This is a genomic window from Nostoc sp. EspVER01, assembly GCF_034530635.1.
Taxonomy (GTDB): Bacteria; Cyanobacteriota; Cyanobacteriia; order Cyanobacteriales; family Nostocaceae; genus Nostoc.
Genome location: NZ_JAVRCS010000012.1, coordinates 125,392 through 146,566 on the forward strand (window position 1 = coordinate 125,392; position 21,175 = coordinate 146,566).

Genomic DNA, 21,175 nt, shown 5'->3' on the forward strand with positions numbered 1-21,175 from the left:
GTAGTTTACCGCACTTCTCTACGAGAGGCTGCACTTCGACTACGCTCTGTTACCACGCCAACGGCAAGCTACTTCGACTCCCTTCTCTACGAGAGGCTGCACTTCTCTACGAGACGCTGCGCGAACGACTACGCTCTGTTACCACGCCAACGGCTTCTCTACGAGACGCTACGCGTTAGCGGAGCTTTCGCTTTAGCGATACGCTCAGGGCAAGACGCTCAGTACAAGTCAGTGACCACCATAGGCATCGCATAATTCAGCAGCCCAATACTACAGGCGATCGCAAACCCTTTAAACCCATTCATTTTCGTTGATTACTGATAAATTTGCGTTGCTTTGAGCATGTGGTAGGTAATGATCAACTGAGTCAAAGCCAGAGGATAACTTTGCAGTGTTTCTCCAGTTGTACCAGCAATTTTACCCAGTTCTGGATTACTTTCGCGATCGCAAATATTTCGTAGATGAGGCATATCAGAACAAATAATATGCTCTAGCTTATTCACCTGTTCTAAAGTGGCATGACCATCAACTTCTAAAACATCTACTGGCTTACACATATCCCTATCTAGTCCCAGGCGGATAGCTGAGTCAGAATTGCTGGAACTAGAGTTGGTAATTGCGGTAAAATCTGGATGTGGAATTGTCGGACGCAGTACCAGCCGGACATTCAGGTGTCCATTGGTTTCATCATCTTCATCAGTGGGTGGATAGAAACTAATTACTATATCAGACCATTGCCGTTGGGGACGGATAAACTGGGCTGAGTCTGGTTCGCGCTTTTCTAGTTCCGCTAGTACTTGTTCCGGTGTGTAGCCACGCTTTTGCGTATCTCGCTTGACTTTCCACTTAGCACGTAAATCTTCAGGAGGCGCAAGATAGACTTTAACATCATAAGAATCACGGGCGGCACGAGTAGAATAACCGAGTAATCCTTCGATAATCACGAATTTACTGGGCTTAATATAATCCGGCGCCTCGAATGTGCCTGTTTTGTGGCTATAAACTGGCTTGAGAATTGGTTGTCCTGTGCGTAGCAGCGACAGATGTTGCTGCATAATATCTAAGTGATTGCAATCGGGGTGGAGGGCAGTGATGCCAATTTCTGCACGTTGTTGGCGATCATAACGATGGTAATCATCTGTACAGATGATTGTGACATCTTCCGGGCCGAGTGCCTGAGCGATTCCCCGCGTTAGCGTTGTTTTACCAGCCGCGCTGTCACCGACAATACCAAGAATTATTGGACGGCTCATCATAACCTCCGATAATAAAAACAAGTTTAGTAATAAAATACCCACAATAGTTTTTATTCTAGAAGGGTTTAAGCAAGTAACTCAAACAAAGACTTGGTATGCAATATCTCTACACATAAAATGTGTGTGAGATACCTACGGTGGTAAACTACGCGGCGTTGCATAACAATAACAATTTACATAATTGTTAGAATATCTGTACGCATAAAAACTAAACATCCCGTGTTAATCCTACTTTCAGACGCACATATTCAATTTTGATACAAGCATTCATAACCACATTAAGTCCTGCATCTATAGCTTTTTGTGCTGATGGTTGATGCCAGATATCCAGTTGTGTCCATACAGTTTTCGCATTGGGGGAGAAGTAATAAGTAATAAGTAATGAGTAAAAACTTATTACTTATTACTCCTTACTCATTACTCCTCCTCGCTCCATCAAATGCCTTAAGCTTGTGAGAAATGCGGGTAGTCTCCTATTTTCCATGCCCAATACTTCGACTACGCGGTAGTTGAATCTCGACTTCGCTCGATTTCCGCGCAGTCGAAACTCAGTACAAGTGCCCAATGCCCAATGCCCATGACAACTAAAACATTAGGACTCGAACAAAACCTCTATGACTATTTACTGTCAGTCTCTCTGCGAGAACCAGAAATTTTAACCCAACTGAGGCAAGAAACAGCCCAATATCCAATCGGGAGAATGCAAATTGCTCCCGAACAAGGCCAGTTTTTGGCGTTACTGGTGCAGTTGCTAGGAGCGAAGAAAACTTTGGAAATTGGGGTATTTACAGGTTATAGTTCCCTGGTGGTGGCATTGGCGTTACCGAAGGACGGTAAGGTGGTAGCCTGTGATATCAGTGAAGAATTTACAATGATCGCTAGACGTTATTGGCAACAAGCAGGTGTGGCGGATAAAATTCAATTGCATATTGCCCCAGCTTTGCAGACTTTGGATTGGCTACTGGCAACACAAGAAGCAGAAACTTTTGATTTTGCCTTTATCGATGCAGATAAGAGCAACTATGATGCTTATTATGAGCGATCGCTGCAATTAGTGCGTCCGGGGGGATTGATTGCGATCGATAATGTTCTCTGGTCAGGTAGGGTTGCCGACCCCCAAGTGCAAGATAATAGAACTAAAAGAATTCGTGCTTTTAATCAAAAACTGCATCAAGACCAACGAGTTAATCTTAGTTTACTAGCGATCGCAGATGGCTTAACTCTGGCACTGAAAAAGTAAGTTGAGCGAAAATAGCTCTTATTGCTCTAACATTTGGAAGAATCGGGTAAAGTAATCAGGAAAAGTCTTCGCTGTACAACCAGGATCTTTAATTACAATGCCTGGAACCTTCAAGCCAGTGACAGCAAAAGCCATTGCCATTCGATGATCGTGATAGGTTTCAATCGCCGCTGGGGTAATAGGGCCAGGTTGAATTTTCAGTCTATCTGCAAATTCTTCAACTTCAACTCCTAGCCGCCGCAATTCTGTGACAACAGCTTTAATTCGGTCAGTTTCTTTATATCGAATATGTTCCACGTTCCGAATGGTAATCGGTGAACTAGCAAAGGGTGCGATCGCTCCTAATGTTTGCACTAGATCCGATATATCATTCATATCAATATCGATACCTTGCAATTGCTTCGGCCCCGTCACTTCGGTGTAATCATCCCCATCCTTAATTTGACAACCCATTTGTTCTAAAACATTCAGCCAGAGAATATCACCCTGACAGGATTGTTTGGTCAAATGTTTGACGCGCACCCGTCCACCCGTGACAGCGGCGGCGGCAAAAAAGTAAGAGGCATTTGACGCATCGGGTTCGACTGTGTAATGTCGAGCTTGGTAACGTTGACCTGCTTTAATCTGAAATTGATTATCGCCGATTTGAATCACCTCCACGCCAAAATCTGCCATTAAACGACAGGTCATTTTGACGTAAGACTGAGAAACCAACGTACCTTCAACCTCAATAATTGTGTCTTGTTGAGCATAAGGCGCAATCATCAGCAATGCCGAAAGTTGCTGACTTGTTTGGTTCGCTTTCACCCGAAAATTGCCGCCAGCGAATTGCCGACTATAGACGGTGTACGGCATAAACCCGGAGTTTCCCTCAAAGTTAATGGTTGCTCCACCCGTTTGCAGCACCGTCAACAAATCGCCCATCGGTCGTTCTCGCATCCGGGGAACGCCATCTAGGCGATATTCACCATTCCCCAGTGCCACCAGCGCCGAAATAAACCGTGCTGCTGTACCTGCCAAACCCACAAATAAATCTGCCTGTTTAGCTGGAATCTCGCCTCCCCTTCCCGCCACTTGAATTTGTGCCAGTTGCGGATTCAAAGTAATGGGAATGCCCAATTGCTCTACGCATTTAGCAAAATACTCGCTGTCTTCACTAAATAAGGCATTTTCTAAAATGGAGTCACCTTGCGCCAAAGCAGCGACAAGCAACGCCCGATTGGTCAGACTTTTAGAACCAGGAATTTCTACCGTGGCATCCACTGGCCGATTTAGAGCAGGAATTGCAATGGTATCCACTTTAAACCTCTACGTAGGCGGTTAGCTACAACTTTATAATATTCCCATATCTTGACCAAAAGGGGCAGGGGAGGAGGGAGTGTGAGTTACAAGTAAATAGTGAGGAATAAGATTTTAAAACTTATAATTTATAACTCCCCTATAACTCGCAACTCATAATTCAGCACGGGTTAAACCCTAGCTATCCGCTAACAGGACTCTAGAAAGATGCAATTTATCGATCAAGCAAAAATTGAAGTTGAAGCTGGTAAAGGCGGCGATGGTATTGTCGCCTTCCGGCGAGAGAAATACGTGCCGACTGGTGGCCCTTCTGGTGGTAATGGAGGACGAGGTGGTTCGGTATTTTTCGTTGCCGATGAAAACCTACAAACTTTGTTGGACTTCAGATATAACCATCGCTTTCAGGCAGAAAAAGGGACTCGTGGCGGGCCAAGTAACTGCACCGGAGCAGGAGGAAAGGATTTAATTATTGAAGTTCCCTGCGGTACAACTATTTATGATGCTGAAACTGGCGAACTGCTGGGAGATTTAATTGAGCCTAAGCAGACTTTGCTGATTGCCCAAGGTGGTAAAGGCGGACTGGGAAATCAGCATTTCTTGAGCAACCGTAACCGCGCCCCAGAATATGCCCTCCCAGGATTACCAGGGGAAATAAAGCAGCTGCGCCTAGAGTTAAAACTTTTGGCAGAAGTGGGGATTATTGGCTTACCAAATGCTGGTAAATCCACTTTAATTTCATCTTTATCCGCTGCACGTCCGAAAATCGCAGATTACCCTTTTACTACCCTGATTCCAAATTTGGGTGTAGTGCGAAAACCCACTGGCGATGGTACTGTTTTCGCCGACATTCCCGGACTCATTGAGGGAGCAGCTCATGGGGCAGGGCTGGGACATGATTTCTTGCGCCATATCGAGCGCACGCGGGTGCTACTTCACTTGATTGATGCCACTAGTGATGATGTGGTTAGAGACTACAACACAATTAAGGAAGAATTACAAGCTTATGGAAGGGGTTTAGCAGAACGTCCGCAAATTTTGGCGCTGAATAAAATTGATGCAGTCGATCGGGAAACCGTCGATTTAGAGGCGTTAGCCACCCAACTTAATCATCTCTCCTACGCCCCGGTTTTTGTGATTTCAGCAGTTACTCGCACCGGGTTAGAGCCGATGTTACAGGAAATTTGGGGAATTCTCGACCAAATGAAGGTTCCTAAAGAAGTGGAAGTATTTAGCTAATTCGTAATACTTCGGCTCCCTTCTCTACGAGAGGCTGCACTTCTCTACGAGACGCTGCGCGAACGACTACGCTCTGTTACCACGCCAACGGCTTCTCTACGAGACGCTACGCGTTAGCGGAGCTTTCGCTTTAGCGATACGCTCAGGGCAAGACGCTCAGTACAAGTTCGTAATTCGTAATTACTACTTATCAATTACGAATTATGCTGGCTTATCCTGGATCGGGGGAATCTTAATCACAAACTCAGTGCCTTGTCGTACCCTGAGCATCAGTAAAAAGATGCTGGTTCTCATTAGTAATATTTGTCGTGAAAACCAGTTCATCTATTTCCCAGAACGCATCAGCTTCTACTTGCAAAAAAAATCATAGTCTGACTTGCCAATTAATTCTTCTTGGCTATGACCAACAAAATCACAGTAGCGATCGTTGCCAACGCATTCATCAACTGTGATGCGGCTTTTTTGAGTAGCACAATTGATACGAAACCTTAAAGTACTTACGGTATCGTTAAATTCGTGGATTAGACTAGAACCACAGGGTAACAATCAAAGGAAGATTATGATGAGCGATCGCGACTATACCTTAATCATTGACAAAAGCGGCAGTATGTCCACACCCGACCAAGTGGGTGGTAGAAGTAGATGGGAAATCGCTCAAGAGTCTACTCTGGCATTGGCCAGAAAGGCCGAACAGTTTGACCCCGATGGCATCACCGTTTATGTGTTTTCTGGAAGATTTAAACGCTACGATGATGTGACTTCAGCCAAAGTCGGCCAGATATTTCTCGAAAATGACCCTGCTGGCACAACAAACTTAGCAGGTGTACTTCAGGATGCCCTCAATAACTACTTTCAACGCAAAGCAGCCGGTAAAACCAAGCCAAACGGAGAGACAATTTTAGTCATCACCGATGGTGAACCAGACGATCGCAAGGCTGTGTTTGAAGTCATCATTCATGCGACTCGTCAGATGGAACGTGATGAAGAATTAGCAATTTCGATCATTCAAGTAGGTTCAGATGCCCAAGCAACTAAATTCCTCAAGGCTTTGGATGACCAGTTGCAAAGTGTCGGCGCTAAATTTGATATTTGCGATACCGTTACTTTAGACGACTTAGAAGAAATGAGTCTTGTAGATGTATTGACGAACGCAATAACTGACTAAATATAGCAGGATTCAGGATTCAGAATTCAGGAGTCAAACACGCTTTATACTTGGGTAGCAGACTTCCCTTGTATACCTGACTAACTAGAAATCTGCTCTATGTTTAGCGATCGCCCATCGTTCAATAACTGTTAATTCTAGATTGGAGAATTGAATAATGCTAGAAAATCGTGATTATACCTTGATTATTGACAAAAGCGGTAGCATGGCAACCCAAGATCAAAAGGGTGGTAGAACTAGATGGGTTGCAGCCCAAGAATCTACTTTAGCTTTAGCTAGTAAATGTGAGCAATTTGACCCAGATGGTATCACTATCTATGTATTTTCTGGTAAATTTAAACGATACGAAAATGTCACATCCAACAAGGTATCACAAATTTTTCGAGAGAACGATCCCTCTGGTACAACTGACTTGGCAAGTGTGTTAAAACATGCAACTGATGATTACCTTCAACGCAAAGCAGCCGGTCAAACCAAGCCAAATGGTGAAACAATTTTAGTGGTTACTGATGGTGAACCGGACGATCGCAAAGCAGTCATGAGGGTAATTATTGAAGCTTCTCGTCGCATCGAACGAGATGAAGAATTAGCTATTTCTTTTATTCAAGTTGGCACAGATCAACAAGCTACCCGCTTTCTCAAAGTCTTAGATGATGAACTCCAAAGTGCTGGTGCTAAGTTTGATATCTGTGACACCATTACTATGGAAGATATGGAAGATTTGAGTCTATCGGAAGTGCTACTCAATGCTATTAATGACTAGCTATATTATTTATTAGGAATTGCAAAAATGGATTCCATTGATAAGCTATTAGCTGAACTCCAAACTGAATGTCAAGAAGTACAACCACAACAGCAGCAGTCAAAATCAGCCACAGCCAAATCGTTTATTCCATCATCGCCAAAGTCGGCATCTTTTATGGATAAGCTTTTGGCAGATGTTAAGGCTGATTTTGCCGAAGAGGATGCTGCTATTGAATTAAAAAGACAGCAAGAACTAGAACAGGAACGAATTCGACAAGAACAACTTAAAGCCAAACAACTAGAAGGTTTAAAAGTGCAGGCGAAAGAATGGTTAACCAAAGTAGATCCGCTTTCGTCTGAAGGACTTTGGTTTGAAAGGTTTGCTGAAAGTTACCCTTCAAAATTAGAGGCAGCAATTGAATATTTAAAAAGCAATGAATGAATTAAAAATTCAATATCCTGCTCATCAATGTGCTTGCTGGAATTGAAAATTAGCAATTATTGTTTAAGTTAAGTAAGTGCAAATAATTAGTACATTTATGTATCAAATTTTCTCCTAATTCTTTAACTATTCTGAATTCTGAATTCTGATTCCTGAATTCTTACCTAAATGTTGCACAGCCCAGTCGTGCATAGCATAGAGAATTGGTTGCAAAGTTTCTCCTAAAGGTGTCAGTGAATATTCTACCTTGGGTGGGATTTGGGGATAAACTTCTCGATGAATAATTCCATCTTCCTCCATTTCTCTGAGTTGCTGGGTTAGCATCTTTTGCGTAACTCCAGGTAAAGCTCGTTGCAACTCACCAAAGCGTTTTACACCAGTCATTAATTCTCTAATAATCAAAACTTTCCAGCGTCCACCAATCACTTTTAGGGTAGTTTCTACTTCACAAGTCAGCCTGAAATGGTTTTCTGCTTCAGCTTTCATAGTTTCTTTTGTAGGAATCACCTGACTCAGGTTTGCTGGGTGTACCGCTAGTTATTTGATTATTACTTGTTTTAGGTCTTTCATAACTAGTGTAGCAGGTGCGGGAATATGACAATACAGTAGATACTTGCTGTCTTCCACAGTCAACTGGAGGCAGATGTTTGATGATTACTGTAACAGAAGCAATCAAAGTGCGATCGCTTTTTGAATTGCCTGTGGAACTATGTCAATAATTAACAAATATATCTTTGTATTTTGCTAGTATCATTCCACAGAGGTCATGCAGGTAAGTTTGGATGGAGAAATTAACTAAACCAGTGCGATTTTGGCTTTGTGTAACTATCATAATTTGGGGTTTGATGGGCTGCGATCGCTTTATTGGAAATTCTGGAGAACCAGTTGAGCGAGTCAGTGATGGCGATACTTTAGTAGTCAAAGATACCAATGGCAAAAACTTTACCGTGCGCTTTGCTTGTGTAGATGCGCCAGAAATAGCTCATACCAACAAAGAAAAGCAAAGTAAACGCACTAGCGATCGCAATCAATTTACTTGGGGTGTAAAAGCCCAAGAACGGGTGCAACAACTGGTACAACAAGGAGGCGATCGCGTGACTTTGAATATTACCGATAGCGATCGCTATGGGCGTAAAATTGCTGAAGTCCGTTTAAAAAATGGCACTTTTGTACAACAGGTATTGTTGCAAGAAGGTTTAGCAAAAGTGTATCGTCCCTATTTAAATAAGTGTCCTAGTAAAGACTTAGTTCAACAAGCCGAAGCCAAAGCGAAGGAACAACGGCTCGGCGTTTGGAGCGATACTAAATTTATAAATCCTTGGGAATATCGCAGCCTATATAAAAAGTAAAAACTCGGCATTGCATATTTGCGCGATAACTTAGCAACTTCCAAAATTCCCCTCTGCTCCTCTGCTCCCCTGCCCCCCTGCCTCCCCTACTCCTCTCCCCAAGTTTGCAGTTGCAAATAAACTAGTACCAACGTTACTGCTAATAATACAGTCGCTCCTGCTGCTGCATAACCAAAATCAAACTGTCCAAAAGCCTCTTGGTAAATGTAGTAAACTAGCAGATTAGTCGAATTCAGTGGCCCACCACCAGTCATCACAAAAACTTGCTCAAAACTCCGCAATGTAAAAATTGCGGTAGTAATGACTGCAAATATCACAGTCGGGCGCAATCCGGGCAAAGTAATATACCAAAATTGTTGCCAAGCATTTGCTCCATCTAAGTCTGCTGCTTCATAACGACTGGGAGGAATTGCTTGCAACCCTGCTAAAAAAACTACCATATTGAAACCGAGTTGTTTCCAAATACTCATTAAAATAATTACCGGCATTGCCCAAAAGGTGTCTCCTAGCCAGGGGATTTCTGAAATCCCAAAAAAATCTAAAAGTCCGTTAACCGGCCCTGATGTTTGAAACAGCCAGCGAAATCCCAAACCAGCTGCCACAAGTGAAATAATTGAAGGTAGAAAATAAGCACTCCGCAGAATGCCCCGCAAGGGAATGGAACGGTTTAATAGTACTGCCAATCCCAAGGAAATAACTAAACTAGGAATGATAGTGGCAATAGTAAAATAAAAGGTGTTACCCAGAACTTGCCAGAAATCGGGGTCGAGTAGCAAGCGCCAATAGTTTTTTAAGCCTATCCAATAAATACCTTTTAAGCTGAAACTACCAGCAGTAAAACTGAGATAGAACAAATAGACGATTGGCCAAATGATAAACACACCCAGCAAAAGTAGTGCTGGTGCGAGAAAAATCCACGCGGCTACTGTATCATTATCCAACCACGACTTAGTATATATTTTTGGCATCTATAAATTAACCCTCCTAGCTGTTATGACTCTCCGCCTTGATTCTACCCTGAGCTTAATTTCTCCCAACATTAGCGATAATTACCAACAATTCGCCCCTTTAAAACTGGGAATTATGGCTTCTGGGAATGGCAGCAATTTTGATGTAGTTGCCCAAGCTATCCAAGATGGGCGGCTAAATGCCCAAATTAAAGTTTTAATTTACAATAATCCCTCGGCGAAAGCAGCCCTCAGAGCAGCGAATAGAGGTGTAGAAACTGTCTTATTAAATCACCGCAACTATCAAAACCGAGAAGAGTTTGATCATAAAATTGTGCAGACATTGCAGCACTACGATGTAGAATGGGTGATTTTGGCAGGGTGGATGCGACTATTAACATCAGTTTTCATTGATGCCTTTCCTGAGAAGATTATTAATATCCATCCTAGTTTGTTACCTAGTTTCAAGGGAATCCATGCTGTAGAACAAGCCTTGGCATCTGGGGTAAAAATCACTGGTTGTACAGTGCATATAGCTTGTTTAGAAATGGATAGCGGCCCAATATTAATGCAAGCCGCAGTCCCAGTATTGCCGGATGATACAGCAGAAACACTCCACGCCAGGATTCAAATTCAGGAACATCGAATTTTACCATTAGCGATCGCTCTGGCAGCTTCTTCGTCAAAAGTTACACTAAGGGTAACGTAAAAATACATAGATTAGACGCTCCTCTCTTTCACCACATATTTGGGTCTGTTCGCGAAGCGTCTCGTAGAGAAGCCCCGTGCTTCACACAATGCTTTAAAGTAAGGAGTAATGAGTTTCATAGTGGATGAAAAATGGGTATTTACTCATTACTCATTACTCCTTCTTAAGAGCGCCTTTACGTCGGTGAGGATGTCAAGAAGAAACAGCTTTCAAATGTGAGCCATGATGAGATATGTAGTTCGAGTTAATCACCCGATTACGCCCAGAATTTTTAGCCTGTAACAGACATTGATCGGCACGATACAGCAGACTCTCTCCTTTCTCATCATCCTCAGCTTGCAGAGAGGCTGTACCCAAACTAATGGTGACATTAATTGTCAGTTTATTGTTGAGTGCAAATGGTTCGTCGCTGACTACGCGATTGAGACGACGGGCTACTAATAGTGCTTCCTCATCGGTAGTGTTAGCTAGAAGAATTACAAATTCTTCGCCACCATAGCGGAATGCTGTATCTTGACAGCGCAGATTGTGGCGCAAACGTTGGCATAATACTTGCAAGATGCGATCGCCTACTAAATGCCCATGAGTATCGTTCACTTTCTTAAAATGATCTACATCCAGAATAATCAAGCTCAGGGAAGTTTTTTGAGTCCTGGCTCTTTGAATTTGTCTGGGTAAGTCCCATTCTAAAGCACGACGATTATTTAATTCTGTCAACGAATCGGCTAAGGCGATCGCAGATAACATATCATTTGTCCGAATCAAATCTCGGTATTTTTGTGCTTTCCGCAAACCAACTGTCAATTGAGCAAGTATTAGTCCATGATTGGCAGTCAACTCCGCCAAGCTATAGTCTGTTTTTTCTTCAATAAGATGCCAAATATATGCATCGGCTCCTTGCTTTAAGGCCGCAGCACTCATTTCTAATTCCCTGTGCCAACCCTTATTTCTATCATTCAGTTGCTGGGAACGATCCTCGAAGAGAATACAATATATCCACGATAATTTTGTTTGATCTTTCAACCAATTGCACAATTCCATGCTGCCATCTAGGCTAGCTTGCACCAGGATTATATCAGGAGGTGTTGTTTTAATCTGCGACACGGCTCGATCCAAATTGTCTATAACTTCTACACTAAAAGCAGTCGCATAACGGATCTGATCTGGAAGTGTGGCGATAAAATTATTTTTTCCAAAGACCAGAATAGAAATATTCATTGCTTTATTTTTAATCCTATTTAAATTTTAAATAAATTCACTTGGGTCACTACTGCTCTTGTGTCTAATACTAAATATGATGTTCTAGGCTAAATTATATTTTTTTACATCTTGTTTTTTCAGCATCTATTAGATAGTGAACTTCCAAATTTAATCTCATTTCAAGACTTTAGATTTACTACTGCCGTTTTGGAAATATTCATTTATAACAACTAATGTCTTCTTTACAGTTTATTTTTAAAACAGTGAAAATACTGAATATTATTTAAATGCATAAAAACTATTGTTGTGGATTCTTAAGTACTATTTCCATGATAGAATTACCGAAATAAATAGTTTGCAATAACTATGGCATTATGTAAATAAATTTATTCTCAAGTAGAAAAATGAAGAAAAAATAAAGTTTTTTAATTGAATTATTCAATCTGAAATTTTATTACGCAATTCAAAATATTATTTATCATGAAACCTTTTAGCCCTTTTATTTATAAACTAGGCTTAGATCGCATATTAAGAAAGTGTTTAAAATATATATAATATACACAGCAAAACTACCTCCTGCTATGTACAGTGGCGTTTTGGGGCTTACCTACCATCTAAATAAAGACAGAAGTTGTCGGGTAAAATTTTATAATTTAAGTAAAATTTTACCTCCAAAAAACAATGCGCTAGCAGGAGAAATAAAATATTTGCGCCTATCTTTTCTCTAGATTTTCCTATTTACTTAATTCACATTTTTTTTTATTTGCTGTAATATCATAAATTTATAAAACAAAGCTAAATAAAAAAATTATGTCAAAACCTGTTACTAATTTGGGGAAGTTATTTCTATTCCGCCTTTCTACAGGCGTAAAATATAAAAAATTTTGTTAGCGTCGCTTGAGATATTAAAGTCTAAACTTCTTCTGTGAAAAGCTGGAATCCGAACGATAACCTTCTCCAGCGTAACCAGCAGCAACAATTACCTGTTTGATTGACTCCTCAGAAGTTTCGGACTCCACCGTGACAGTTTTAGCGTTAATCTCAACATTCACTTTGATCTCAGGTTCCATAACGTAGATAGACTCAGTAATTATTTCGGCACATTCTTCAAAAGTAATATCTGATACTTTCAGTTTTAGTGCCATTTGCTACCTCAGTATGGGAATTTTAAACTATTTCTTAATGATTAATTTTAAGCATCGAAATCCGATGTTTACAACGGGCTACGCCTATGCACATCCTGCCAAAGTTCGATAGTAGTGTAAAAACATCATAGTAACTGTATATATCTCACCCAATGGCAGAATTCGCTGGCAGTAATATGAAACAAAATGCAAGAATATATAAAGCTATTTATGAAAATACACCTACCTAGTAGTCTGCCAACCCAAAAATGCCAGGTGGAGGTTGGGGAAAGGTTAAAGGGAAAAGGGGAAGGGATTAAAAACCTTTCCCCTTTTCCCCTTACCCCGCCAAGTTGCCTTGGCGTACTACTAGTGCCGCTACGCCTAAGTCGAAAGTCTAAAGTCTAAAGTTAAAAACACCTATGTCTTCAAATCCCCAGTACCTAAGCGGTAACGAAATTCGCAACATATTTCTCGACTTCTTTGCTCAACGGGAACACCAAATTCTCCCAAGTGCCTCCCTCGTGCCAGAAGATCCAACCGTGCTGCTGACGATCGCGGGGATGCTACCATTTAAGCCAATATTCTTAGGGCAGCGCACACCAGAATTTAAGCGGGCTACGACTTCGCAAAAGTGTATCCGTACCAACGACATTGAGAATGTCGGACGCACCAAACGGCATCACACCTTTTTTGAGATGCTGGGTAATTTTAGCTTTGGTGATTATTTTAAAGAACAAGCGATCGCTTGGGGTTGGGAAATCTCCACGCAAGTCTTTGGCTTTTCCCCCCAAAATCTCGTCGTCAGCGTTTTTGAAGATGATGATGAAGCTTTTGCAATTTGGCGCGATCAAATCGGTGTGCCGGTAGCGAGAATTAAACGCTTGGGTGAAGATGATAACTTTTGGGTATCTGGGCCGACTGGCCCTTGTGGCCCTTGTTCCGAAATTTATTATGATTTCCACCCAGAACGCGGTGACGAAAATATCGATTTAGAAGATGATTCTCGATTCATCGAGTTTTACAACCTCGTCTTCATGCAATATAACCGGGATGCTTCCGGGAATTTAACGCCGCTGCAAAACAAAAACATCGACACCGGCATGGGTTTGGATAGAATGGCGCAAATTCTCCAAAAAGTACCCAATAACTACGAAACTGACCTGATTTTTCCAATTATCCAAACAGCAGGGCAAATTGCTGGTGTTGATTACCACAGCAGTGATGAAAAAACCAAAACTTCCCTAAAAGTCATTGGCGATCATATTCGGGCTGTCATCCACATGATTGCTGATGAAATTCGCGCTTCCAATGTGGGACGGGGTTATGTGCTGCGGCGGTTAATTCGGCGGGTGGTGCGTCATGGGCGATTAATTGGAATTTCTGGCGAATTTACTACCCAAGTTGCCGAAACTGCGATCGCTCTTTCAGAATCAGCTTACCCCAATGTCCGCCAACGGGAAGCAGCAATTAAAGCTGAGTTGCAACGGGAAGAATCTAATTTCCTCAGAACTCTGGATAGAGGCGAAAAACTCCTCGAAGAAATCATCCAAGAGGTGAAACAGCGAGGGGAAACTCAAATTAGCGGTGAAAGCGCATTTACCCTCTACGACACCTACGGATTTCCCTTAGAACTGACTCAAGAAGTTGCCGAGGAAAATAATCTGACAGTCGATGAAGCGGGATTCAATATCGAAATGCAAAAACAGGTGGAACGTGCCAAAGCAGCACATGAAACCATCGATTTAACTGTACAAGGTTCTCTCGACAAATTAGCAGAACACATTAAAGTCACCGAATTTATCGGCTATACCCAACCTGCTGCAACTGCGAAAGTTGAAGCGATATTAGTAGAAGGTGTTTGCCAAGAGGAAGCAGAAGCGGGGACAGAAGTGCAAATTGTCCTTGACAAAACGCCATTTTATGCTGAATCTGGGGGACAAATCGGCGATCGCGGTTATATCTCTGGTGATGGTATCGTTGTTCGCGTAGAAGACGTGAAGAAAGAATCTGATTTCTTTGTTCACTTCGGACGCATCGAACGCGGTACACTGCGCGTAGGCGATCGCGTCACCGCCCAAATCGATCCAGCTTGTCGCCGTCGCGCCCAAGCTAACCATACCGCAACGCACCTATTGCAAGCGGCATTGAAGAAAATTGTTGATGATGGCATATCTCAAGCAGGTTCTCTGGTTTCATTTGATAGGTTGCGCTTTGACTTCAACTGTCCCCGCGCGTTGACAGCAGAGGAAGTGCAACAAATTGAAGAACAGGTGAACAGTTGGATTGCTGAGGCTCATGCTGCGAAAGTGGAAGTATTACCAATAGCCGAGGCGAAAGCTAGGGGTGCTGTTGCCATGTTCGGAGAAAAATACGGTGAGGAAGTGCGCGTGATTGACTTTCCTAGCGTATCAATGGAACTATGCGGTGGGACTCACGTAAGTAATACTGCTGAAATTGGCGTCTTCAAGATTATCTCGGAAGCTGGCGTGGCTTCTGGAGTGCGGCGGATTGAAGCCGTTTCGGGGCCAGCAATCCTAGATTATCTCAACCTGCGGGATAAAGTAGTTAAAGATTTGAGCGATCGCTTTAAAGTTAAACCTGAAGAATTACCAGACAGAATCACAAGTCTGCAAAGCGAACTGAGAAATAGCCAAAAGGAATTAGAAACCTTGAAGGTACAGTTAGCGATCGCTAAATCAGACAGCTTGCTACAAACAGCCCAAACCGTAGGCGATTCTAAAATTATTGTCGCCCAATTAGAAGATGTCGATCCAGAATCATTGAAGACCGCAGCCGAACGCTTGTTGCAAAAAATCGGTAACGGTGCGGTGGTACTGGGTTCTGTTCCAGAAGTTGGGAAAGTGAGTATAGTTGCAGCTTTTAGTCCAGAAGTGAACAAAAAAGGTTTGCAAGCTGGTAAATTTGTGGGTGCGATCGCTAAAATCTGCGGCGGCGGCGGCGGCGGAAGACCAAACCTAGCCCAAGCCGGCGGACGCGATGCAAGTAAATTACCAGATGCGTTGGGACAAGCAGAAAGTGATTTAAAGTCCGCGTTAGCTTAATAAGCTACTAAGGCGAAACCTAATCTCCAGCCCCATTTTCTATAGAACTTAGGCACACGCGCTCAGGGGCAATTCATGAATTGCCCCTACTTAAAAATCAGGGTTTCAACTATTACTTTGCATAAGTCATGTTTGATTTTCAAGGCAGATATATTAGACCTGCCTTGAAAATAAGGCAGGAGGCAGAAGGCAGGAGGCAGGAGGCAGGAGGCAGGAGGAAAAGACATTTTCATTATTCCTTGTGAGCGCAGCTCATGGAGTCTCTTGCAAAAGTAATTTTTGCTCATAGGCGGGAAAAGGGGTTCATGTTAAAGGGACTCATGTTTTTATTGTTCCTTTCCCCTTTCCCCCTTACCCTTTTACCGACAAATGCCAAGAAGTCTATTGTTATTTATTATTCTCCTCTGCCCCCCCTGCCCCCTACTTCCTCCCCATCCCCCAGATACGCCCCAGACTTTTCTATAATAATTAAGTCATTCCCGTCATCAAAAACAGCCTGTGACTACCACTCCTCTATCTCCAAGTTCAACTGCTCAGGTTCCAGATACGCTAGGCCGCTTTGGACGCTTTGGCGGTAAGTATGTACCTGAAACCCTCATGCCTGCCTTGGCTGAATTAGAAACAGCTTATCAGCAATACCGCAATGACCCTGGTTTTCAAGCAGAACTACAGCAGTTGTTACGAGACTATGTAGGACGTGCCACACCATTGTATTTTGCTGAACGCCTGACTGCTCATTATGCTAGGCCAGATCGCACCGGGCCACAAATTTATTTAAAACGTGAAGATTTAAATCATACTGGCGCTCACAAAATCAATAATGCCCTTGGTCAGGTATTGTTGGCGAAACGCATGGGTAAGCAGCGAATTATTGCTGAAACGGGTGCCGGACAACATGGAGTTGCTACAGCCACAGTTTGCGCTCGTTTTGGGCTGGAATGCGTAATTTATATGGGTGTTCAGGATATGGAACGCCAAGCTTTGAACGTTTTTAGAATGCGGTTGATGGGGGCAGAAGTTCGTCCGGTGGAGGCGGGAACCGGAACTTTGAAGGATGCTACTTCCGAAGCAATCCGAGATTGGGTGACAAATGTGGAAACTACTCACTACATCCTGGGTTCGGTAGCAGGCCCCCATCCTTACCCAATGATGGTACGTGATTTCCATGCAGTAATCGGTGAAGAAACCCGCGCCCAAGCAATGGAAAAGTGGGGTGGATTACCTGATATTCTCTTGGCTTGTGTCGGTGGTGGTTCCAATGCGATGGGACTCTTCTATGAGTTTATGAATGAGTCTTCTATACGCTTCATTGGGATTGAGGCAGCCGGGGAAGGTGTCAATACCGAAAAACACGCAGCTACCTTGACAAAAGGACGAATTGGTGTGTTGCACGGAGCTATGAGCTACCTACTGCAAGATGAAGATGGGCAAATCATTGAGGCACACTCAATTAGTGCGGGGTTAGATTATCCCGGTGTGGGGCCAGAACATAGCTATTTAAAGGATACTGGTCGCGCTGAATACTATAGTGTGACGGATGCAGAGGCTTTGGAGGCATTCCAGCGATTATCGAAATTAGAAGGGATTATCCCGGCATTGGAAACAGCCCATGCGATCGCTTACCTCGAAACCCTCTGTCCTCAACTAACCGGCAGTCCTCGGATTGTAATTAACTGCTCTGGACGTGGTGACAAGGATGTACAAACAGTAGCCAAGTTATTGTATCCAGCGTAAATCTACATAAAATATTTGGGAAAAAACAATAATGGATCAACAATTCCAACACCCAATGTTACCGCAACCCACTCACGACGAGTTGGCACGCCAAAACTTTGTGCAAACTATGAAAATGCACATTTTCAGGAATATATCTCCTGGTAATAAAGAAATTTATGAAAAACTAGCCAAGCCGAAGTTTGAACAAGAACATCAGCGCCCTCCCCAGAATCGTTATGAAATTCGGGAAGTAATGCAGCACCAACCCTACTATCGCTGGACTGGTGCCCTAAAACGCATTAACCAGGAAATGTTATGGGATGCAGTAAATGCCAACGTTGACAGACAACTACCAGAGTTGATTGAGCGTGCCAAAGATAAGGGTGGTGAACTGGGTACTTTAACCCTAGATCCAAATTTTCAAATACCTAATTATCAAAAGGCTGTAGACATTCACTGTATGCCCGGAGGATATCACAGTGAATTCACTGCCGATGATGTCGCAGCCGGTGCAACCTACGATCGCGGCGCTTACGTTTATGGACTCGGTTGGTTGGGGCCGCTCAACGATGATATGGGGCTATCTATAGTCCAAAACTACCTTTTAGCAGAGTTTCCCAACTTTCGACCGAGAAAAATCCTTGATATGGGATGTTCTATTGGCAATAGCACATTACCTTATGTCGATGGTTTCCCAGATGCAGAAGTCCATGCTATAGATATAGGCGCATCTATACTGCGTTATGCTCATGCAAGAGCCGAAGCCTTGGGAAAACGGGTACACTTCTCTCAGCAAAATGCCGAACATACTAACTTCCCCGATGCATCATTTGACTTAGTGGTTTCTCACATTTTGCTGCATGAAATCCCCCCGTCATCTGTGCGTAAAGTTATGCAAGAGTCTTATCGTCTACTGGCTCCTGGTGGCATGATGATTCATCTAGAAGCACCCCTATATCATCACATGGATGTTTATACACAGTTTATTTATGATTGGGAAACCGCTAACAACAACGAACCTTTCTGGAGTGCTGTACGCGATTTAGATTTGCTACCCTTAGTTACTGAGGCTGGTTTTGCAGCAGATAAGACATTCGAGAAATTTGTCCCGAATGGGGCATGGAAAGCAAAAGAAACTAATGGCCTGTTTAAAAATGGTAACTCAGCCACCCAAGGCACTTGGTTTGTGGTTGCCGCAACTAAGTAAGAATTCGTAATTCGTAATGGGCTATGGCCTGCTACGCTAAGGGACTTGCGTGAAAATAAAGTACCAATAAACCGAGTTTCGACTGCGCTCAACTCTCGACATCTGAGGGTTGAGCGCAGTCGAAACCCGCCTGGTTGGGACACTATTAATCCGCAGATCCCTAACGTAATTCGTAATTGAGAAAGTCAGATTTTATCTGGCTTTTCTCGTTTTGTATGTCTAGATCTTATTTTTGGAGAATTGGTATCAGGATGACAAAAATAGCCAAGGGTAAACGACCTGTTTACTTAGAAAATCCGCAAACTGATAAATTGTTAGCGATCATCATGGCTTTGACTGGTGAGGTGTCCGTGCTGCATGAGCGGCTAGACACTATTGAACGGTTGCTAGAGGTGAAAGGTATTTTATCGGCTAGTGAGATTGAAGCTTACGAGCCGGATGTCAAAGTAACCAAGGAACGGGAACAGTGGCGTGCAGAATATATTGCACGGGTGTTGCGTGTGATACAGGAAGAGTTAGAACCCCTTAAATAAACCTAGTTAAAATCACGTAGCAAAATGGCTGAATAAATCCAGCCATTTTTTATCCGACATTCCGCATCTTCAACTATCACAATCGGTTTTTACTGCTTTTTTGACATAAAAAAGCTATTTCATATACTTAAGTACAGTAAAATAACTGAATTTATGAAGATTAATAAGCATAATATGGAACTTGTAAATTCAAAAAAATCTAGTAATTACACTATATGACAGTCTAAATGCGGAATCTTGGATAAAAAGAATCATACTAATGGTAGAAGACAACTATTGATTAAATAGTACCAATTTTGCGTTAAATCATGAATTTAAACGTTCGCTAGTAGTTTTTGAGCAAAAAAGCCCACAAATAGAGCAATTTAAACCTATAAGCAATTTGTCACATTGATATTCGTTGGTTACATTGTCTAAAACTTTACTACCAACAAATGATCAAACAAATAGTTTACAGCGTTGTTTTAGGCACTATTGCTCTCAGTGGTGGAACGATCGCTACTTCTGCAACAAATCCAGCTTGTACGCCAGTACCTTCTAATGTATCGAATAACACTAATCAAGTTGCAGCAAATAGCATGGACACTGCTGCTATAGAACAGTCGATTTTTAACCAAATCAATAACTACAGGGCTTCCCAAGGGCTACCAGCGCTAACTCGTAATTCTGCCATCGATAATCAAGTTAGGCTTCACAGTAAGAACATGGCTAATGGTACAGTTTCCTTTGGGCATAGTGGATTTTCAGAACGTCTGAATGCAACCGGTGTTTCTTACAGAGGAGCTGCTGAAAATGTCGCTTATAACCAGGGATATGGCGATCCTGCCACAAAAGCTGTTCAAGGCTGGCTCAAAAGTCCAGGGCATCTTGCCAATATCAGAGGTAATTATAATTTGACGGGGATTGGTGTCGCCAAAAACAGTCAAGGCGCAATCTACTTCACACAAATATTCATTCGCTCATAGGTTTGACGCTATGTGCAACTTAATATTCTGACCTCACTTCCATTCTTCTCTGCTGCAAATAGAGAAAGGCTTTGAATTCTACCCGTTATTATTAGGCAAGGAGATTAGGTTTGAGTAAAAATTGCACATAGCGTTAGATTTGGTAAAGTTGAGGTTTTTTCTCAAATTCCCCAGACTTTAACCTGTTAGTAAAGCTTTTGCTTGATAATTCATGAGAATCTGAAATTATTAGCAAAATTAACCGTGATTTTCATCAAGCCGATCGATTGAAGTACTGACAATTGGAAATGATTGTTTGTGTTACTTGTAAAGGATGTAGCCAAATTGCCGAAATTCATCATTACTTAATAGTATTGTGGTATATATCTTCGGAACAATAAGGTAAAGTAGAAGTCTTATATCTCTACACATTACGCAATTCTCCATGTTCCGACAAACTGCTTTTGGCATCGCTTTAAGTGCGCTTGTCCTTGCTAGTGGATTAACGACTGCTCCGATACCAAATCATACTTCTACGAATACATCCACCCGTAATAAGCTGTTGTCGCTTTTTTCTAGTCAGGTTGCAATATCGACTCCTACTTTTAAAACTACTGAGCTAGAAAAATCAGTATTTGACCAAATTAATCGATATCGGGTTTCTAAAGGACTGCCAAAGTTGACTTTAAATACAAATTTGACTCGACAAGCCAGAATTCATAGTCAAAATATGGCTAAAGGCAAAACCCCATTTAGCCATCAGGGATTTGAAGGGCGAGTCAAAGCTATCCCGATTCGCTACAACAGTGCAGCGGAAAATGTAGCTTTTAACCGGGGATATAGCAACCCTGTGGAGGAAGCTGTTACTGGCTGGATCAAAAGTCCTGGACACCTAAAGAACCTTAAAGGAAATTACAACCTGACTGGAATTGGCGTTGCTACTAATAATCAAGGCGAAGTCTACCTAACACAACTGTTTTTTCGGGCTAGGTAGATTTA

20 protein-coding genes are annotated in these 21,175 nt (G+C 42.4%); 13 read left to right on the top strand and 7 right to left on the bottom strand.

What is annotated here, in order from left to right; genetic code table 11:
• Window positions 1-314: 314 nt before the first annotated feature.
• Both RMX69_RS13270 and RMX69_RS13275 read right to left on the bottom strand, forming a co-directional pair.
• Window positions 315-1,253: a phosphoribulokinase gene (locus RMX69_RS13270; protein WP_289800064.1), complete on the bottom strand. Its 939-nt coding sequence runs from the start codon at window positions 1,251-1,253 to the stop codon at window positions 315-317.
• A gap of 211 nt (window positions 1,254-1,464) precedes the next feature.
• Window positions 1,465-1,653, bottom strand: coding sequence for a CoA-binding protein (locus RMX69_RS13275; RefSeq protein ID WP_322637749.1), 189 nt, complete (start codon window positions 1,651-1,653; stop codon window positions 1,465-1,467).
• A 180-nt stretch (window positions 1,654-1,833) separates the two neighbouring features.
• Between RMX69_RS13275 and RMX69_RS13280 the strand changes: the two genes are divergently transcribed.
• Complete coding sequence (locus RMX69_RS13280; protein WP_289798310.1) at window positions 1,834-2,496, top strand: class I SAM-dependent methyltransferase; 663 nt, start codon at window positions 1,834-1,836, stop codon at window positions 2,494-2,496.
• A gap of 18 nt (window positions 2,497-2,514) precedes the next feature.
• Here the strand turns inward: RMX69_RS13280 and aroA are convergent, their stop codons facing one another.
• Window positions 2,515-3,795 (bottom strand): 3-phosphoshikimate 1-carboxyvinyltransferase, encoded by a 1,281-nt coding sequence (gene aroA / locus RMX69_RS13285; RefSeq protein WP_322637721.1) that lies wholly within the window; start codon window positions 3,793-3,795, stop codon window positions 2,515-2,517.
• Between the two features lie 207 nt (window positions 3,796-4,002).
• On the opposite strand from aroA, the gene obgE reads away from it, so the two are divergent.
• The 4 genes from obgE to RMX69_RS13305 all read left to right on the top strand — a co-directional run bounded on the left by obgE (window position 4,003) and on the right by RMX69_RS13305 (window position 7,382).
• On the top strand, window positions 4,003-5,031 hold the full coding sequence (obgE, locus tag RMX69_RS13290) for a GTPase ObgE (protein ID WP_289798312.1): 1,029 nt from the start codon (window positions 4,003-4,005) through the stop codon (window positions 5,029-5,031).
• Between the two features lie 559 nt (window positions 5,032-5,590).
• Window positions 5,591-6,196, top strand: a complete 606-nt coding sequence (locus RMX69_RS13295; RefSeq protein ID WP_322637722.1) for a VWA domain-containing protein — start codon at window positions 5,591-5,593, stop codon at window positions 6,194-6,196.
• A gap of 157 nt (window positions 6,197-6,353) precedes the next feature.
• Window positions 6,354-6,959, top strand: a complete 606-nt coding sequence (locus tag RMX69_RS13300; protein ID WP_289798313.1) for a vWA domain-containing protein — start codon at window positions 6,354-6,356, stop codon at window positions 6,957-6,959.
• A gap of 27 nt (window positions 6,960-6,986) precedes the next feature.
• Window positions 6,987-7,382 carry a salt stress protein, Slr1339 family gene (locus RMX69_RS13305; protein WP_289798314.1) on the top strand — a complete coding sequence of 132 codons (396 nt, stop codon included), beginning with the start codon at window positions 6,987-6,989 and terminating at the stop codon, window positions 7,380-7,382.
• A 126-nt stretch (window positions 7,383-7,508) separates the two neighbouring features.
• Here RMX69_RS13305 and RMX69_RS13310 read toward each other — a convergent pair whose 3' ends face one another.
• On the bottom strand, window positions 7,509-7,868 hold the full coding sequence (locus RMX69_RS13310; RefSeq protein ID WP_289798315.1) for a winged helix-turn-helix transcriptional regulator: 360 nt from the start codon (window positions 7,866-7,868) through the stop codon (window positions 7,509-7,511).
• A 296-nt stretch (window positions 7,869-8,164) separates the two neighbouring features.
• Between RMX69_RS13310 and RMX69_RS13315 the strand changes: the two genes are divergently transcribed.
• Window positions 8,165-8,731 carry a thermonuclease family protein gene (locus tag RMX69_RS13315; protein ID WP_322637723.1) on the top strand — a complete coding sequence of 189 codons (567 nt, stop codon included), beginning with the start codon at window positions 8,165-8,167 and terminating at the stop codon, window positions 8,729-8,731.
• Between the two features lie 86 nt (window positions 8,732-8,817).
• Here RMX69_RS13315 and RMX69_RS13320 read toward each other — a convergent pair whose 3' ends face one another.
• Complete coding sequence (locus RMX69_RS13320) at window positions 8,818-9,699, bottom strand: sugar ABC transporter permease (RefSeq protein ID WP_322637724.1); 882 nt, start codon at window positions 9,697-9,699, stop codon at window positions 8,818-8,820.
• A gap of 25 nt (window positions 9,700-9,724) precedes the next feature.
• Between RMX69_RS13320 and purN the strand changes: the two genes are divergently transcribed.
• Window positions 9,725-10,387, top strand: coding sequence for a phosphoribosylglycinamide formyltransferase (purN, locus tag RMX69_RS13325; protein WP_289798319.1), 663 nt, complete (start codon window positions 9,725-9,727; stop codon window positions 10,385-10,387).
• A 192-nt stretch (window positions 10,388-10,579) separates the two neighbouring features.
• Here the strand turns inward: purN and RMX69_RS13330 are convergent, their stop codons facing one another.
• Together RMX69_RS13330 and RMX69_RS13335 are read right to left on the bottom strand one after the other, a co-directional pair.
• On the bottom strand, window positions 10,580-11,605 hold the full coding sequence (locus RMX69_RS13330; protein ID WP_289798320.1) for a GGDEF domain-containing protein: 1,026 nt from the start codon (window positions 11,603-11,605) through the stop codon (window positions 10,580-10,582).
• Between the two features lie 887 nt (window positions 11,606-12,492).
• The gene (locus RMX69_RS13335) at window positions 12,493-12,732 is read right to left on the bottom strand and encodes a heavy-metal-associated domain-containing protein (protein WP_289798321.1); all 240 of its coding nucleotides are present in this window, start codon (window positions 12,730-12,732) and stop codon (window positions 12,493-12,495) included.
• A gap of 401 nt (window positions 12,733-13,133) precedes the next feature.
• On the opposite strand from RMX69_RS13335, the gene alaS reads away from it, so the two are divergent.
• The 6 genes from alaS to RMX69_RS13365 all read left to right on the top strand — a co-directional run bounded on the left by alaS (window position 13,134) and on the right by RMX69_RS13365 (window position 21,170).
• Window positions 13,134-15,776 carry an alanine--tRNA ligase gene (alaS, locus tag RMX69_RS13340; RefSeq protein ID WP_322637725.1) on the top strand — a complete coding sequence of 881 codons (2,643 nt, stop codon included), beginning with the start codon at window positions 13,134-13,136 and terminating at the stop codon, window positions 15,774-15,776.
• A gap of 498 nt (window positions 15,777-16,274) precedes the next feature.
• Window positions 16,275-17,510, top strand: a complete 1,236-nt coding sequence (trpB, locus tag RMX69_RS13345; RefSeq protein WP_322637726.1) for a tryptophan synthase subunit beta — start codon at window positions 16,275-16,277, stop codon at window positions 17,508-17,510.
• Between the two features lie 31 nt (window positions 17,511-17,541).
• Window positions 17,542-18,699 (top strand): class I SAM-dependent methyltransferase, encoded by a 1,158-nt coding sequence (locus tag RMX69_RS13350; RefSeq protein ID WP_322637727.1) that lies wholly within the window; start codon window positions 17,542-17,544, stop codon window positions 18,697-18,699.
• Window positions 18,700-18,950: 251 nt separating this feature from the next.
• Window positions 18,951-19,232 carry a hypothetical protein gene (locus RMX69_RS13355; protein WP_289798324.1) on the top strand — a complete coding sequence of 94 codons (282 nt, stop codon included), beginning with the start codon at window positions 18,951-18,953 and terminating at the stop codon, window positions 19,230-19,232.
• A gap of 434 nt (window positions 19,233-19,666) precedes the next feature.
• Window positions 19,667-20,197 carry a CAP domain-containing protein gene (locus RMX69_RS13360; protein ID WP_322637728.1) on the top strand — a complete coding sequence of 177 codons (531 nt, stop codon included), beginning with the start codon at window positions 19,667-19,669 and terminating at the stop codon, window positions 20,195-20,197.
• A 424-nt stretch (window positions 20,198-20,621) separates the two neighbouring features.
• Window positions 20,622-21,170 (top strand): CAP domain-containing protein, encoded by a 549-nt coding sequence (locus RMX69_RS13365; protein WP_289798326.1) that lies wholly within the window; start codon window positions 20,622-20,624, stop codon window positions 21,168-21,170.
• Window positions 21,171-21,175: the final 5 nt, after the last annotated feature.

Excerpts from the sequence above, each read along its gene's own strand:
- RMX69_RS13270 (WP_289800064.1), bottom strand. The coding sequence starts at position 1,253 with ATGAGCCGTCCAATAATTCTTGGTATTGTCGGTGACAGCGCGGCTGGT.
- RMX69_RS13280 (WP_289798310.1), top strand. The coding sequence starts at position 1,834 with ATGACAACTAAAACATTAGGACTCGAACAAAACCTCTATGACTATTTA.
- obgE (WP_289798312.1), top strand. The coding sequence starts at position 4,003 with ATGCAATTTATCGATCAAGCAAAAATTGAAGTTGAAGCTGGTAAAGGC.
- RMX69_RS13295 (WP_322637722.1), top strand. The coding sequence starts at position 5,591 with ATGATGAGCGATCGCGACTATACCTTAATCATTGACAAAAGCGGCAGT.
- RMX69_RS13300 (WP_289798313.1), top strand. The coding sequence starts at position 6,354 with ATGCTAGAAAATCGTGATTATACCTTGATTATTGACAAAAGCGGTAGC.
- RMX69_RS13305 (WP_289798314.1), top strand. The coding sequence starts at position 6,987 with ATGGATTCCATTGATAAGCTATTAGCTGAACTCCAAACTGAATGTCAA.
- RMX69_RS13310 (WP_289798315.1), bottom strand. The coding sequence starts at position 7,868 with ATGAAAGCTGAAGCAGAAAACCATTTCAGGCTGACTTGTGAAGTAGAA.
- RMX69_RS13315 (WP_322637723.1), top strand. The coding sequence starts at position 8,165 with ATGGAGAAATTAACTAAACCAGTGCGATTTTGGCTTTGTGTAACTATC.
- RMX69_RS13320 (WP_322637724.1), bottom strand. The coding sequence starts at position 9,699 with ATGCCAAAAATATATACTAAGTCGTGGTTGGATAATGATACAGTAGCC.
- purN (WP_289798319.1), top strand. The coding sequence starts at position 9,725 with ATGACTCTCCGCCTTGATTCTACCCTGAGCTTAATTTCTCCCAACATT.
- RMX69_RS13330 (WP_289798320.1), bottom strand. The coding sequence starts at position 11,605 with ATGAATATTTCTATTCTGGTCTTTGGAAAAAATAATTTTATCGCCACA.
- RMX69_RS13335 (WP_289798321.1), bottom strand. The coding sequence starts at position 12,732 with ATGGCACTAAAACTGAAAGTATCAGATATTACTTTTGAAGAATGTGCC.
- alaS (WP_322637725.1), top strand. The coding sequence starts at position 13,134 with ATGTCTTCAAATCCCCAGTACCTAAGCGGTAACGAAATTCGCAACATA.
- RMX69_RS13350 (WP_322637727.1), top strand. The coding sequence starts at position 17,542 with ATGGATCAACAATTCCAACACCCAATGTTACCGCAACCCACTCACGAC.
- RMX69_RS13355 (WP_289798324.1), top strand. The coding sequence starts at position 18,951 with ATGACAAAAATAGCCAAGGGTAAACGACCTGTTTACTTAGAAAATCCG.
- RMX69_RS13360 (WP_322637728.1), top strand. The coding sequence starts at position 19,667 with ATGATCAAACAAATAGTTTACAGCGTTGTTTTAGGCACTATTGCTCTC.
- RMX69_RS13365 (WP_289798326.1), top strand. The coding sequence starts at position 20,622 with ATGTTCCGACAAACTGCTTTTGGCATCGCTTTAAGTGCGCTTGTCCTT.